The organism is Vibrio sp. Of7-15, assembly GCF_022347565.1.
In the GTDB taxonomy this organism is placed as follows: Bacteria; Pseudomonadota; Gammaproteobacteria; order Enterobacterales; family Vibrionaceae; genus NORP241.
Window position 1 is genome coordinate 42,465 of the sequence record NZ_JAKRGH010000023.1, and the last position, 13,428, is coordinate 55,892.

The window sequence follows — 13,428 nt, forward strand, 5'->3', positions numbered from 1 at the left end:
TGTTAAATCGACTGGCCACGTTTGTCAGCACTCCAAGGTTGGGCAGTGCTTAATGTCGCATCTTTAGCCATCAAGCGTTTAACTTAATAGGCCAAATAAATAGGGGCTGGTAAACTGAAAGCAGAATAAAGAAACCTGAGGTTATTATGTATAGCGCAGAAGAAAAAGCACGAATTAAGTGGGCTTGCCGCCGTGGGATGTTAGAGCTAGATGTGGTTGTTATGCCTTTCTACGAAGAATGTTTTGATGATTTGACCGAAAAAGAACAACAAGATTTTGCTTCTTTACTTGAGTGTGATGATCCAGATTTGTTTACTTGGATCATGGGGCATGGTCGCAGTGAAAATTTAACCCATGCCGCCATGGTGGATAAAATTGTTGCGCATAATCTTAGCAAGTTGCGTTGATATTAATGTAACTCCTTCCAAATTAGCTCATAGCGTGACGACAGTTGTTTTCTGTTTCACGCTATGGGTCTTATTTTTTGTTTCTTTCCTTCCATTTCTACTTAGTTTCATTCTCTCGGTTCCATTATTTTTAGAATATCGTGCAATGTGTCGGCAGCTCAAGAGACAGTGCGGTTTATTAAGCGTGACTAAAGAGAGAAAAATACATTGGCAGCACGTTATTTATTTGCATTGTTCTTGTGTGCTGTTTTCCCGCTGGGTTATTGTATTAATTAGCCGAGGCAGTAGAGCTCGTAAGATTATTCTTGTCTGGAAGGACAGTTGCAGTGATGAGCAATACCGAAATCTTGCCCGATTAATTCATCAATGGTAACTCCTTAATTTTTATATACTCTGTGACAAACATTCATTCATAACATCCATGTTAATCTAAACTATAGTTTTATTATTAATCTATTTTTTAGTTGTAACTACGGTAGTGATGTGTAGAGATGAAGATTAAATACAGACTTTTATTATTGTCCGCCTTAGCCATTGTTGCGTTATTAGCGGTGGCGGGGTTGAGTTGGAAATCCCAAGATAAGCTGGTGAACCTAAGTAAAAATGCCACTTTAGTAAATGAGCTTGAGGTTATTCTATTAAACTTGCGTCGTAACGAAAAAGATTTCTTATCCCGCCTAGACCCTAAATATCAAGCCACTTTTGGTAAAAATACTCAACGATTCCATCAAACCACTCAGCAGTTGCGAGAGAATTTAGCTGCCACTGGGGTTAATTTGCCCCAAGTGGATGGTGTTATTCAGGCGCTGGATAATTATTCTGCGGGATTTAATCAGTTAATTGATGGTTATAAGGTGCTGGGGGTTAAAGGTATTCCCGGTTTATACAAACAAACACAATCTGTAGAGAAAGAGCTATTAAATCAGTTATCGGGTGAAGTGTTTTATCAAACAGAAGCGTTGATGCAAACGGCTGAGCTGATTTTCGCGACGAATAATACCGAGTTATTAGGGCTTTATCGTGAACTTTCAATGAACCTTGCTGAGCGTCTGAGTCGTGAACAACAAGTTCTTTTATCTGACTTTGAAAGGTTATTTGAAAAAGTGTTGGCCCAAAAAAAGGTGGTGGGACTTGATCATAAATCGGGCTTACGCGGCTTGATCCGTAAGGGCTCCCATGAAATTGAGGCACAATTCAAAGTCATGAGAAGCACACTCCAAGATGAATTAGTGGTACAAAAAAAGGCAACGTGGACAACCACGGTGATCAGCCTTGCACTGGTTGTGATCTTGCTGATTACGGCGAGTTTGTATATCAGCCGTATTATTCAACGTCGTATTAGTGTCATTTCTCAATTGATGTCGAGTATTGCGACCAGCCATGATTTAACGCTAACGGCGGACGAATCTGGTAATGATGAATTGGCTGACATGGCCATGAATTTTAATCAGCTATTGGCGAGTTTACGGCTCTTAATTGGGGATGTGAATCAGGCGATTAATCAATTAGGGATCGCTTCGAATACGTTGCAAGCACGCAGTCATGATGCTGAAGAAGCGTTAGGACAGCAGCAAACTGAAACCGATATGGTGGCGACGGCCATTAATCAAATGGGGGTCACTATTGGAGGTATTTCCAAAAATACGGAGAGTGCCGCTGATAAAGCCAATCAAAGTCACTTAAAAGCGGTCAAAGGTAGCGAAGAGGTGCAGCGGACGTGTGACACCATTGGTTCTTTATCTCATGAACTGGAGCAAGCAACAGAAGAAGTGACTAACCTTGCGGCTTTATCTGACTCTATTGGGTCTGTATTAAGTGTGATTCGAGATATTTCAGAGCAGACAAACTTATTGGCATTAAATGCAGCGATTGAGGCGGCACGAGCGGGTGAGCAAGGACGAGGTTTTGCCGTGGTGGCCGACGAAGTACGAGCGTTAGCGATGCGGACGCGTCAATCGACGGAAGAGATTTCATCCATTATTGGTTCATTACAAGGACAAACAGGCCAAGTGGTGGAGCACATTGCGGTGTGTAGGGAGAAAGGCGAGCACAGTGTTGAACAAGCCACAGCAGCGCAGCAAAGACTGCAAGATATTATTGTGGAAATGCAATTGATCATGGATACCAGTACCCAAATCGCGGCTGCGGTAGAAGAACAAAGTTTGGTGTCGGAAGATGTGAGTAAAAATGTAACTTCAATTCGTGATATCACAGAGCATAACAGTAAAGTGGCGTCGGAGAACTCGTTGGCGGCGCGAGGGGTCGCGGAACAGTCTGCCGTGTTAGAAAAAGCCATTGTGAGATTTAAAGCGGAGTAAATAAAAAGAAAGGAAGGTATCGAACCTTCCTTTTTTATGTTGTTGGCGGCTGTGTTTTATTTTTTGCGCTCTGGAACCAGAATGGTTGGCCCTGAATGCTCTTTCGCTTCAGGATAATCTAAGGTGTAGTGTAAACCACAGCTTTCTTTACGTTCCATAGCACAGCGGATCATTAACTCTGCCACATCCAGTAAGTTTCTTAGCTCAAGTAAATTGTTCGATACTTTGAAGTTACTGTAATAGTCGTGCGTTTCCTGTTTTAGTAGTTTAATACGGCGCAGTGCTCGCTCTAGGCGTTTATCTGTACGTACAATTCCCACATAATCCCACATGAAAAGACGTAGCTCATGCCAGTTATGCTGAATCACGACTTCTTCATCAGAGCAGGTCACTTTACTTTCATCCCAATTAGGTAAGCTTGGCGGCATTGGCACGTCGCTAATTTGACGAATAATATCTTCGGCAGCCGACCAAGCGTATACCACGCATTCAAGTAATGAGTTAGAAGCCATGCGATTGGCACCATGAAGACCAGTGTAACTGACTTCACCAATGGCATAGAGTTGCTTCAGATCCGTTTGACCTTGTTGATCAACAATCACACCACCACACGTGTAATGAGCCGCTGGGACGATTGGAATCGGCTCTTTGGTCATATCAAAGCCAAAGCCAAGCAATTTTTCATGAATGGTTGGGAAATGCTTTTCAATGAATTCTTTTGGCTTGTGGCTGATGTCAATGTACATACAGTCTGCGCCTAAGCGTTTCATTTCGTAGTCGATAGCACGAGCCACAATATCACGAGGAGCCAGTTCTTCACGAGGGTCGATGTCTGGCATAAAGCGTGTGCCATCAGGGCGTCTTAAATAGGCACCTTCGCCACGGAGCGCTTCCGTTAACAAGAAGTTGCGCGCTTCAGGGTGGTATAAACACGTTGGATGGAACTGGTTGAATTCTAAATTGGCCACTCGGCAACCTGCGCGCCATGCCATGGCAATACCATCACCTGATGAGACATCTGGATTAGAGGTGTATTGGTATACTTTGGAAGCACCACCAGTGGCTAACACCACAAATTTGGCTCGTACCGTTTCCACTTGCTCTTCATTACGGTTCCAAATATAGGCCCCAACAATATCGTCACTGCTGCCACCAATTTTATCAGCCGTAATTAAATCAAGGGCGTTATGGCGCTCTAAAATAGTAATATTGGGGTGGTTTAATACATTGTCTTGCAATGAATTTTGTACAGCCATGCCTGTTGCGTCGGCAGCATGAAGAATACGGCGATGACTATGGCCACCTTCTCGGGTTAGGTGATAACGAGGGTTCCCATTATTGTCGTTTTCCTCACGATCAAAGGGTACACCGCCATCAATCAGCCACTGCACACAGTGCTTTGCGTTTTCGGCAATGAAAGTGACGACATCTTCGTCGCATAATCCTGCACCAGCAATTTGAGTATCCTGGACATGAGATTCAATGCTGTCTGACTCATCAAATACAGCGGCAATCCCACCTTGGGCATAAAAGGTAGCCCCTTCACTGCGCGGCCCCTTACTTAATACGGTTACTTTACCGTAAGGTGCTACACGAAGCGCAAGAGATAAGCCAGCAGCACCACTACCAATCACTAATACATCGCAAAGGTGTTCACGAGTTTGTTCACGGTTTTCGTTCATATAAATATCATGTCCCTGTCGTAATCCAGTTATCTTATCAAAATCCGTCTTTGTTCGTCACATTTACCAGTGTAAGCTAGTGGGTACAGAGCCCAAAATGGTGTCCATAGCTATTTATCAGCCTAAAGTAATGATTATTTGGGCCGTAATGTATTTTTATTATGGATGGAACTTCAGTGTAGTAACACTGTCCTACATAGTGCTCAAACCAGCGGTGGTGTCAATATGACTTTTTGCAGTCTAAGTATTCACTTTTTAATAATCCGCTAAGATAAATAATAACGAATAGGAGTGCGTGCTCGAATGAGCGAGCAGTTGACTGATCAAGTATTGATTGAGCGAGTTCAGCGTGGCGATAAACAAGCGTTTAATCTTTTGGTAGTAAAATATCAAAATAAAGTATGTAACCTTATTTCTCGTTATGTCAGCAATTCCGGTGATGTGCCAGACGTAGCTCAAGAAGCGTTTATTAAGGCATATCGTGCGTTACCAGGGTTTAGAGGCGAAAGCGCTTTTTATACCTGGTTATATCGTATCGCAGTGAACACGGCTAAAAACTACTTAGTCGCCCAGGGTAGACGCCCACCTGCAACGGATGTCGATGCTGAAGATGCTGAATACTATGAGAATAGTGGCGCTTTAAAAGAAATATCGAACCCTGAGAACTTAACGTTGTCAGATGAATTGAAACAAGTTGTTTTTGGCACGATAGAGTCTCTGCCGGATGATTTAAAAACCGCGATCACATTACGAGAACTGGATGGTTTAAGTTATGAAGAGATCGCAGAAATAATGGGGTGTCCAGTGGGTACGGTACGTTCACGTATTTTCCGGGCTCGAGAAGCGGTTGAAAAGAAAATTCGACCTTTAATGCAGCGCTAGAAACCAGCGGTTAAACGGTGATGATAATGGCTGACAAAGAAAAACTTTCAGCTCTGATGGATGGAGAAGCAATTGAACCAAGCCTTATTGCTTCTCTAACTGATGATAAAAAATCCTCTGAAACATGGCAGAACTTTCACCTTGTTGGTGATGTGATGCGTGGTGATGCCCCTGAATGCAAGGAATGGAATATTGCAGACAGTGTGGCTTTAGCTTTGGAAAATGAACCTGCTCACTCAGTGAATAAGCTTGAGTCAGTAGACACATTCGTTGAAGAGCAGCCAACCCCTCAAGAAGTAAAACGAACTTTACCTACGTGGTTAACGCAATTTGGCCAAGTAGCAATTGCGGCCTGTGTCTCTCTTGCTGTTATTGTTGGTGTTCAGCAATATAATGGTGGCGAGGGCGAGTTAAATCCGGCAGAACAACTTCCAGTTTTAAACACTATTCCGTTTGCCGGGTCAGTTGAGCCTGTAAGTTTAACTCGTGATACTGTTAGGCATTCAGCATCAGATGAAGCTCAGCTTATGGAGCAACGTCGCCGTATTAATGCCATGCTACAAGATTATGAATTACAGCTAAGGCTGAATGCTCAAGACGGTTCAATTAACCGTGAGTTGTTAGAGCAAGAATTAATATTGGCGGAGTAAATGAAAAAAATTCTGGTCAGTGTGCTGGCACTGGTCAGTTTGATGACTTCTCAAGCCTCTGCAGAGTCAAGATCTGCGGAGGCTTTATTGCATCAAATGGGCCAAGCTAGCACACAGCTAAACTATGAAATGTCTTACATACTGATTAAGCAAAACAGTATTGAGCCACTGATGTATCGCTATGCGACTTATAATGAACAAGCCTTAGCACACTTAGTGTATTTAAGCGGTCCGGTACGTGAAGTGATCCGCCGTGGTAGTGAAATCAGCTATTTCGAACAAGGTATAGACCCATTTACTATCGCTTCTAGTAATATGGTGGCCCCAATTCCGCCGCTCATGAACAGTGATATTGAGCACCTGTCTAAGTATTATGACTTTGTGTCCATGGGAAAAGCACGTGAAGCTGGTTCAGCGTGTGATGTGATTCGCGTCGTACCAAAAGACGGTAACCGTTACTCTTATATGGTGTGGATTGATGAACGCAGCAAGTTACCCTTACGTACTGATTTAGTGAGTCGTGAAGGGGAGGCGTTAGAGCAATATCGTGCCGTGTCTTATGTAGTGAATGATAAAATTGCAGATTTGTTGGATGGCTTGAACCAAGTAACTCTTCCGACTGCGGTGTCGATGCCAAGACGAAGCAACAGCAGTGCTGGTTGGTTTTTAGCTTGGAAGCCAGCCGGTTTTGAATCAATCAATTATAATAGCTACCGCCTTGCTATCACGGAAAAAGCAGTTGAAAGTCAAATGTACACCGATGGGCTATTTAATTTCTCTGTGTATATTTCTGATGCAGATAGCTTGTCTGTTCGGGAGCAGTTAGTAAGACAAGGCCGCCGTACGTTTCATAGTCATATTGATGGCCAACGAGAAGTTACCGTAGTGGGCGATATTCCTCCATCTACCGCTAAACGTATCGCTGAGTCAGTGTCATTTCGTAATGTGAACAAAAAGGTGACTCAGTAATGATGACAGCACTCGCCACCGTTTTACGTGTTGATAGTCAGAGAGTGACAGTGGGTTGTCAGCAAGAAACCAGCTGCGGTCATTGTTCTTCTCGCAGTAGCTGTGGAACAGGCATCGTTTCGAAAGCTCTGCCGGGCAAAGAACACCAATGGCAGCTGACAACAGACACGAAATTGCACGTAGGAGAGCTGGTTGAGATTGGTTTACCAGAAAAAAGCGTATTGCAATCAGCGTTGGTGGTTTACATGGTTCCTCTGCTATTTTTAATACTAGGAGCAGGAATATCAGAAGCTCTGTTTTCAGGTAATGAGTTGATTACCATAGCCACATCAGTACTGTTTACTGGCCTTGGTATTACCATTGCTAAGCTGCTTGCAAAGGCGATTGAAACTAAAACTGCCGATAAATTGCGGTTAATTCGCGTCCTTGGAATGCCTTTATCTGCAAATATGGCGACAAATGCAGCATCTGAGGATAGCTAGCAGCAGTGAAATTGGGTAGAATCCTGCAACTTGATCGTTTGATCCCATCTATTAATTAATTGAGTTAGTCACGCCAATCCATGAAGAACATTCGTAATTTTTCGATTATCGCACATATCGACCATGGTAAGTCGACCTTATCCGACCGCTTGATCCAAGTATGCGGTGGCCTTTCCAATCGTGAAATGGAAGCGCAGGTTCTTGACTCCATGGACCTAGAACGCGAACGCGGTATCACCATTAAAGCCCAGAGCGTGACGCTCGATTACAAGGCAAAAGATGGTGAAACTTATCAACTTAACTTTATCGATACACCAGGACACGTCGACTTCTCTTATGAAGTATCACGTTCTCTTGCTGCCTGTGAAGGGGCATTGCTGGTGGTTGATGCAGGGCAAGGTGTTGAAGCACAAACCCTAGCAAACTGTTACACCGCTATTGAAATGGATCTAGAGGTTGTGCCAATTTTGAATAAAATTGACCTGCCAGCAGCTGATCCTGAGCGCGTATCAGAAGAAATTGAAGAAATTGTTGGCATTGATGCCATGGAAGCAACTCGTTGTTCTGCAAAGACGGGTATCGGTGTTGAGGATGTATTAGAAAACATCGTAACAGCGATTCCGGCTCCGGAAGGCGATCCTGATGCTCCAACACAAGCGCTTATTATCGATTCTTGGTTTGATAACTACTTAGGTGTTGTTTCTTTAGTTCGAATCAAAAATGGTTCTCTGAAGAAAAATGACAAAATCAAAGTAATGAGTACTGGCCAAGTTTGGGGTATTGATCGAATTGGTATCTTTACACCTAAGCAAATTGATACTGATGTATTGCAAACTGGCGAAGTTGGTTGGGTTGTTTGTGGTATTAAAGACATCCTAGGTGCACCAGTTGGTGATACATTAACTCATGCGAAACATGGTAGCGAAGAAGCATTACCAGGTTTTCAAAAAGTGAAACCTCAGGTTTATGCTGGCTTGTTCCCTGTTTCTTCTGATGATTACGAGAACTTCCGTGATGCACTGGGCAAATTAAGCCTAAATGATGCATCTCTGTTCTATGAGCCAGAGAGTTCAGCAGCACTAGGTTTTGGTTTCCGTTGTGGCTTCTTAGGTATGCTACACATGGAAATCATTCAAGAGCGTTTAGAGCGTGAATACGATCTAGACCTGATCACAACAGCACCAACGGTAGTATACGAAGTTGTAAAAACCGATGGTGAGATACTGTATGTAGACAGCCCTTCGAAGTTACCAGCCGTTAATGATTTGGATGAAATCCGCGAGCCGATTGCCCGTTGTAACATTCTTGTACCATCGGATTACCTAGGTAATGTAATTACGCTATGTGTCGAGAAGCGCGGTATTCAGGTAGACATGGTTTACCACGGTAATCAAGTTGCCCTAACTTATGATATTCCGATGTCAGAAGTGGTACTGGACTTCTTTGATCGCCTGAAATCCACATCTCGTGGTTATGCGTCGCTAGACTACAACTTCCACCGTTATGAAGCGTCAAACATGGTACGTGTTGATGTACTATTGAATGGTGACCGTGTGGATGCATTAGCTATCATCACTCACCACGACAACGCGCAAGGCCGTGGTCGTCTGTTGGTTGAGAAGATGAAAGAGTTCATTCCTCGTCAGATGTTCGATATTGCAATTCAGGCTGCAATTGGTAACCACATTATTGCTCGCTCCACCGTTAAGCAGCTGCGTAAAAACGTAATCGCAAAATGTTACGGTGGTGACGTGAGTCGTAAGAAGAAACTGTTGAAGAAACAGAAAGAAGGTAAGAAACGTATGAAGCAGATCGGTAACGTAGAGCTGCCTCAAGAAGCGTTCTTGGCTATTCTGCATGTAGGTAAAGATTAACCTATTATTGCATCGTGGTTGGGTAGAGTGCTGCTCAACCATATTTATGATTAAGATTTAAGGGATATAAATGGCAAATACTTTTTCGCTCATTTTGGTCATTGTGACCTTAGTGACAGGTATCGTTTGGGCTCTGGATAAGTTTCTTTGGGCGCCAAAGCGCAAGCTAAAAATTGAGGCTGCAGATGTCGAAGCGGGCGGGCAAGTAGATGCTGTTACCCTAGCTAAAATTGCGCCACAGCCGAGTTGGGTCGAAACGTCGGTTTCTATCTTCCCGGTGATTGGCTTAGTTTTAGTTTTACGCTCTTTTATTTATGAGCCGTTCCAGATCCCATCCGGGTCAATGATGCCAACCCTATTAGTTGGTGATTTTATCTTGGTTGAAAAGTTTACGTATGGTCTACGTGATCCAGTATGGCGTAGCAAATTGGTAGAAGTGGGTGAACCAGAACGTGGTGATGTGGTGGTGTTTAAATACCCGCCTCAGCCTAATATTGATTACATCAAGCGTGTGGTCGGTTTACCTGGTGATACCGTTTACTACAACAGCAGTAAACAACTTTGTATTAAATCTGCTGAGGAAAGCCGTTGTAAGGTAGTGGCTTTAACCGATAAGCAAGATTCAGAGTTTGACCAAAATAACACCACTCTCATTAAATACTCAGAGAAATTGATGAGTGATATTGAGCATCAGATTCTGGTTAACCCGAGTCGCCGAGATCGTGTTTCTGCGTACCAACCTCGCCCAGGTATTAACGAGTGGGTTGTACCGGAAGGGCAGTACTTTGTAATGGGTGATAACCGAGACAACAGTGCCGACAGCCGCTATTGGGGCTTTGTTCCTGAAGCGAACCTTGTTGGTAAAGCGGTCGGGATCTGGATCAGCTTTGAATTTGAACGCAGTAGCGATAGTGTGCTGCCTTCTTGGATCCCTACTGGTGTGCGTTTTAACCGCATCGGTGGCATTGACTGATTGAGATAGAATGACATCTTCTATTGAACGCCTACAGAAAAAGTTAGGCTATGAATTTAAAAGCCGAGATTTAATTAACTTGGCTTTAACGCACCGCAGTGCAAACAGCAAGCATAACGAGCGCCTAGAGTTTCTAGGCGATTCTATTTTAAGCTTTGTGATCGCGGATGATTTGTATCACCGTTTCCCGAAAGTGGACGAAGGGGATATGAGTCGTATGCGTGCTACGTTGGTACGTGGGCATACATTGGCTGAACTGGGCAGAGAATTTGAATTAGGCGAATACCTACAGCTTGGCCCTGGTGAATTGAAAAGTGGCGGTTTCCGCCGTGATTCAATTTTAGCGGATGCCGTTGAAGCGATCATTGGTGCGATTTATTTAGACAGTGATATTGAAGTGGTTCGCGGTGTGATCTTAGCGTGGTACAACACCCGCTTAGAAAGCATTGAACCAGGCGTATCACAAAAAGATCCAAAAACACGCCTTCAGGAGCACTTACAAGGTCGACGTTTACCGTTGCCTGTCTATAGTGTGACTAAAATTAAAGGTGAAGCACATAACCAAGAGTTTACGGTGCAGTGTGATGTAGCAGGTTTGGATAAACCTGTTGTTGGTAAAGGCAGCAGTCGACGCAAGGCAGAGCAAGCGGCCGCTGAATTAGCATTGGGACAACTAAACTAATGTCTGATGAACAAGAATTTGATTTAGATGCCTACTTTGCATCTGAAAAAAAACAATCGTCTGCTGAAGACCAACACTGTGGCTTCATTGCTATTGTTGGCCGCCCAAATGTTGGTAAGTCAACATTACTGAATAATATTCTAGGGCAAAAAATTTCGATTACCTCACGTAAGCCACAAACCACTCGTCACCGTATTATGGGTGTTGAAACAGAAGGGGATTATCAAGCGATTTATGTTGATACTCCTGGGCTGCACATTGAGGAAAAACGTGCGATTAACCGCTTAATGAATCGTGCAGCTAATAGCTCATTAAGTGACGTTAATTTAGTTTTGTTTCTTGTTGATGGTACTCACTGGACCGCTGACGATGAAATGGTGCTGAATAAATTACGTAAATCAAATTTCCCAACAGTCATGTTGGTGAACAAAGTTGATAACGTAAAAGATCGCAATGAAGTAATGTTACACCTACAGTCTCTATCGGAAAAAATGGACTTTGTAGATGTTGTGCCAATTTCAGCGAAAAAAGGCACTAACGTCGATGTGATTCGCAAGTTGGTTCGTGAACACTTGCCAAAAGCAGTGCACCATTTTCCGGAAGAATACGTAACGGATCGTTCACAACGTTTTATGGCGTCTGAAATCATTCGTGAGAAACTGATGCGTTTCACGGGTGAAGAGCTACCGTATTCAGTGACGGTAGAGATTGAACGGTTTGATTACAACCCAGATACTGATGGCTTCCATATTAATGGCTTAATCCTAGTGGAACGATTAGGTCAAAAGAAAATGGTTGTTGGTAAAGGTGGTGAAAAGATCAAAACCATCGGCCGTGAAGCTCGCCTAGATATGGAAGATTTATTTGGTCGTGGCGTTTACCTTGAATTGTGGGTAAAAGTGAAATCTGGCTGGGCGGATGACGAGCGTGCGCTGCGCAGCTTAGGTTATATCGACGATTTATAACGGTGTCATTGTGTTGTCACTTTCCTTTCGTGGTTAGCGGCAACACAAACATTTTAACGTTATTCTGGAGTACAGCTCCGAACTAATATGGAACTCCCATTATGAGTGAAGGGCTGCAACGTTGCTTTGTTTTGCATCGTCGCCCGTACAGCGAAACCAGTCTTATTTTAGATGTGTTTAGCGAAGAGTATGGTCGAATTTCTGTGATGTCTAAAGGGGCACGCAGTAAGCGTTCACAGCTAAAAGGCGCTCTTCAACCTTTTACCCCACTTCTTATGAAATGGTCTGGTAAAGGCTCAATGAGAACATTGCGCCATGCAGAGCCCATTAGCTTGGGTCTTCCTTTAACTGGGCTAACCTTATATTCAGCCATGTACTTGAACGAGATTCTAGGTCGGGTACTGGAAAATGAAACCCCTTACCCAGGGCTGTTTCTTGACTACCTTTCTGCTTTAACTGAATTAGCTCAAAGCAAGAACCCTGAGCCCGCATTACGACGCTTTGAACTCGCGATGTTATCGGCGCTGGGCTATGGTGTCGATTTCTTGCATTGCGCAGGTTCTGGTGAATATGTTGATCCACAAATGACTTACCGTTATCGAGAACAGAAAGGTTTTTTGGCTTCCATGCGAGTGGATAACTTTTCCTTTTTAGGTAATGAACTCATTGCGATCAGTGAACGCAGATTCGAAACGAAACAGCAACTACAAGCCGCAAAACGCTTTACACGTATAGCACTAAAGCCGTATCTTGGCGGAAAACCATTAAAAAGCAGGGAATTATTTATCCCCCGAGCAAGGAGTATCGGAAAATGAATACGATTTTACTGGGCGTGAATATTGATCACGTGGCAACGCTGCGTAACGCACGAGGTACACGTTACCCTGATCCTGTTCATGCTGCAGAAATTGCAGAGCGTGCAGGTGCTGATGGTATTACTGTTCATTTGCGTGAAGATCGTCGCCATATTGTTGACCGCGATGTGAAAATTCTGAAAGAAACGATTCAGACTCGCATGAACTTGGAGATGGCTGTCACTGATGAAATGGTGAACATTGCACTGGAAGTGAAACCTGAGTTTGTTTGCTTAGTGCCTGAAAAACGCGAAGAGCTTACTACTGAAGGTGGACTGAACGTTGCAGGTCAGCTTGAAAAAGTGAAAGAAGCCACTGAGAAGCTAACCGCTGCAGGCATTAAAGTATCTTTGTTTATTGATGCAGATCGTGAGCAAATTGATGCATCGGTTGCTTGTGGTGCTCCGTACATTGAACTTCACACTGGCCATTATGCTGATGCAACAACAGATGAAGACCAGCAAGCAGAGCTTAAAAAGATTGCAGCAGCAGCCAGTTATGCTGACGATCAAGGTCTTAAGGTTAATGCGGGTCACGGTCTAACCTACCATAACGTGATGCCAATCGCGGCTCTGCCTGAGATCTATGAGCTGAATATTGGTCACTCTATTGTTGGTCGTGCGGTATTTGATGGTTTAAATAAAGCCGTTGCAGATATGAAGCAAATCATGCTGGATGCTCGTCGTTAAT

General features: G+C 43.6%; 13 protein-coding genes. 12 read left to right on the forward strand and 1 reads right to left on the reverse strand.

Annotation, left to right across the window (positions count from 1 at the left end; genetic code table 11):
• Positions 1–146 precede the first annotated feature (146 nt).
• Together MHO82_RS19525 and MHO82_RS19530 are read left to right on the forward strand one after the other, a co-directional pair.
• Entirely contained in the window at positions 147–407 is a 261-nt protein-coding gene (locus MHO82_RS19525) for a succinate dehydrogenase assembly factor 2 (protein WP_239186617.1), read from the forward strand.
• A 491-nt stretch (positions 408–898) separates the two neighbouring features.
• Entirely contained in the window at positions 899–2,725 is a 1,827-nt protein-coding gene (locus tag MHO82_RS19530) for a methyl-accepting chemotaxis protein (RefSeq protein WP_239186619.1), read from the forward strand.
• A gap of 56 nt (positions 2,726–2,781) precedes the next feature.
• Here the strand turns inward: MHO82_RS19530 and nadB are convergent, their stop codons facing one another.
• Entirely contained in the window at positions 2,782–4,407 is a 1,626-nt protein-coding gene (gene nadB, locus MHO82_RS19535; protein WP_239186621.1) for an L-aspartate oxidase, read from the reverse strand.
• Positions 4,408–4,710: 303 nt separating this feature from the next.
• Between nadB and rpoE the strand changes: the two genes are divergently transcribed.
• The 10 genes from rpoE (at position 4,711) to pdxJ (ending at position 13,427) form a co-directional block, all read left to right on the forward strand.
• The gene (gene rpoE / locus MHO82_RS19540) at positions 4,711–5,289 is read left to right on the forward strand and encodes an RNA polymerase sigma factor RpoE (protein ID WP_239186623.1); all 579 of its coding nucleotides are present in this window, start codon (positions 4,711–4,713) and stop codon (positions 5,287–5,289) included.
• 26 nt (positions 5,290–5,315) lie between these two features.
• Entirely contained in the window at positions 5,316–5,939 is a 624-nt protein-coding gene (locus MHO82_RS19545; protein ID WP_239186625.1) for an RseA family anti-sigma factor, read from the forward strand.
• Positions 5,940–6,908: a sigma-E factor regulatory protein RseB gene (gene rseB, locus MHO82_RS19550; protein WP_239186627.1), complete on the forward strand. Its 969-nt coding sequence runs from the start codon at positions 5,940–5,942 to the stop codon at positions 6,906–6,908.
• A complete protein-coding gene (locus tag MHO82_RS19555) occupies positions 6,908–7,390 on the forward strand; it encodes a SoxR reducing system RseC family protein (protein ID WP_239186629.1) in 483 nt (160 codons plus the stop codon). Before rseB ends, MHO82_RS19555 begins: the two co-directional genes overlap by 1 nt.
• A gap of 80 nt (positions 7,391–7,470) precedes the next feature.
• Entirely contained in the window at positions 7,471–9,264 is a 1,794-nt protein-coding gene (gene lepA / locus MHO82_RS19560) for a translation elongation factor 4 (protein WP_239186631.1), read from the forward strand.
• Positions 9,265–9,334: 70 nt separating this feature from the next.
• The gene (gene lepB, locus MHO82_RS19565; RefSeq protein WP_239186633.1) at positions 9,335–10,237 is read left to right on the forward strand and encodes a signal peptidase I; all 903 of its coding nucleotides are present in this window, start codon (positions 9,335–9,337) and stop codon (positions 10,235–10,237) included.
• Between the two features lie 10 nt (positions 10,238–10,247).
• Entirely contained in the window at positions 10,248–10,919 is a 672-nt protein-coding gene (gene rnc, locus MHO82_RS19570) for a ribonuclease III (RefSeq protein ID WP_239186635.1), read from the forward strand.
• On the forward strand, positions 10,919–11,884 hold the full coding sequence (gene era, locus MHO82_RS19575) for a GTPase Era (RefSeq protein WP_239186637.1): 966 nt from the start codon (positions 10,919–10,921) through the stop codon (positions 11,882–11,884). Before rnc ends, era begins: the two co-directional genes overlap by 1 nt.
• 101 nt (positions 11,885–11,985) lie before the next feature.
• Positions 11,986–12,699, forward strand: a complete 714-nt coding sequence (gene recO / locus MHO82_RS19580; protein WP_239186639.1) for a DNA repair protein RecO — start codon at positions 11,986–11,988, stop codon at positions 12,697–12,699.
• Complete coding sequence (pdxJ, locus tag MHO82_RS19585; RefSeq protein ID WP_239186641.1) at positions 12,696–13,427, forward strand: pyridoxine 5'-phosphate synthase; 732 nt, start codon at positions 12,696–12,698, stop codon at positions 13,425–13,427. The genes recO and pdxJ overlap by 4 nt, the downstream gene beginning before the upstream one ends.
• Position 13,428 lies beyond the last annotated feature (1 nt).

Bases quoted from the DNA above. Each gene is read 5' to 3' on its own strand.
- recO (WP_239186639.1), top strand. From the start codon at position 11,986: ATGAGTGAAGGGCTGCAACGTTGCTTTGTTTTGCATCGTCGCCCGTAC.
- nadB (WP_239186621.1), bottom strand. From the start codon at position 4,407: ATGAACGAAAACCGTGAACAAACTCGTGAACACCTTTGCGATGTATTA.
- lepB (WP_239186633.1), top strand. From the start codon at position 9,335: ATGGCAAATACTTTTTCGCTCATTTTGGTCATTGTGACCTTAGTGACA.
- rseB (WP_239186627.1), top strand. From the start codon at position 5,940: ATGAAAAAAATTCTGGTCAGTGTGCTGGCACTGGTCAGTTTGATGACT.
- era (WP_239186637.1), top strand. From the start codon at position 10,919: ATGTCTGATGAACAAGAATTTGATTTAGATGCCTACTTTGCATCTGAA.
- lepA (WP_239186631.1), top strand. From the start codon at position 7,471: ATGAAGAACATTCGTAATTTTTCGATTATCGCACATATCGACCATGGT.
- rpoE (WP_239186623.1), top strand. From the start codon at position 4,711: ATGAGCGAGCAGTTGACTGATCAAGTATTGATTGAGCGAGTTCAGCGT.
- rnc (WP_239186635.1), top strand. From the start codon at position 10,248: ATGACATCTTCTATTGAACGCCTACAGAAAAAGTTAGGCTATGAATTT.
- MHO82_RS19525 (WP_239186617.1), top strand. From the start codon at position 147: ATGTATAGCGCAGAAGAAAAAGCACGAATTAAGTGGGCTTGCCGCCGT.
- pdxJ (WP_239186641.1), top strand. From the start codon at position 12,696: ATGAATACGATTTTACTGGGCGTGAATATTGATCACGTGGCAACGCTG.
- MHO82_RS19545 (WP_239186625.1), top strand. From the start codon at position 5,316: ATGGCTGACAAAGAAAAACTTTCAGCTCTGATGGATGGAGAAGCAATT.
- MHO82_RS19555 (WP_239186629.1), top strand. From the start codon at position 6,908: ATGATGACAGCACTCGCCACCGTTTTACGTGTTGATAGTCAGAGAGTG.
- MHO82_RS19530 (WP_239186619.1), top strand. From the start codon at position 899: ATGAAGATTAAATACAGACTTTTATTATTGTCCGCCTTAGCCATTGTT.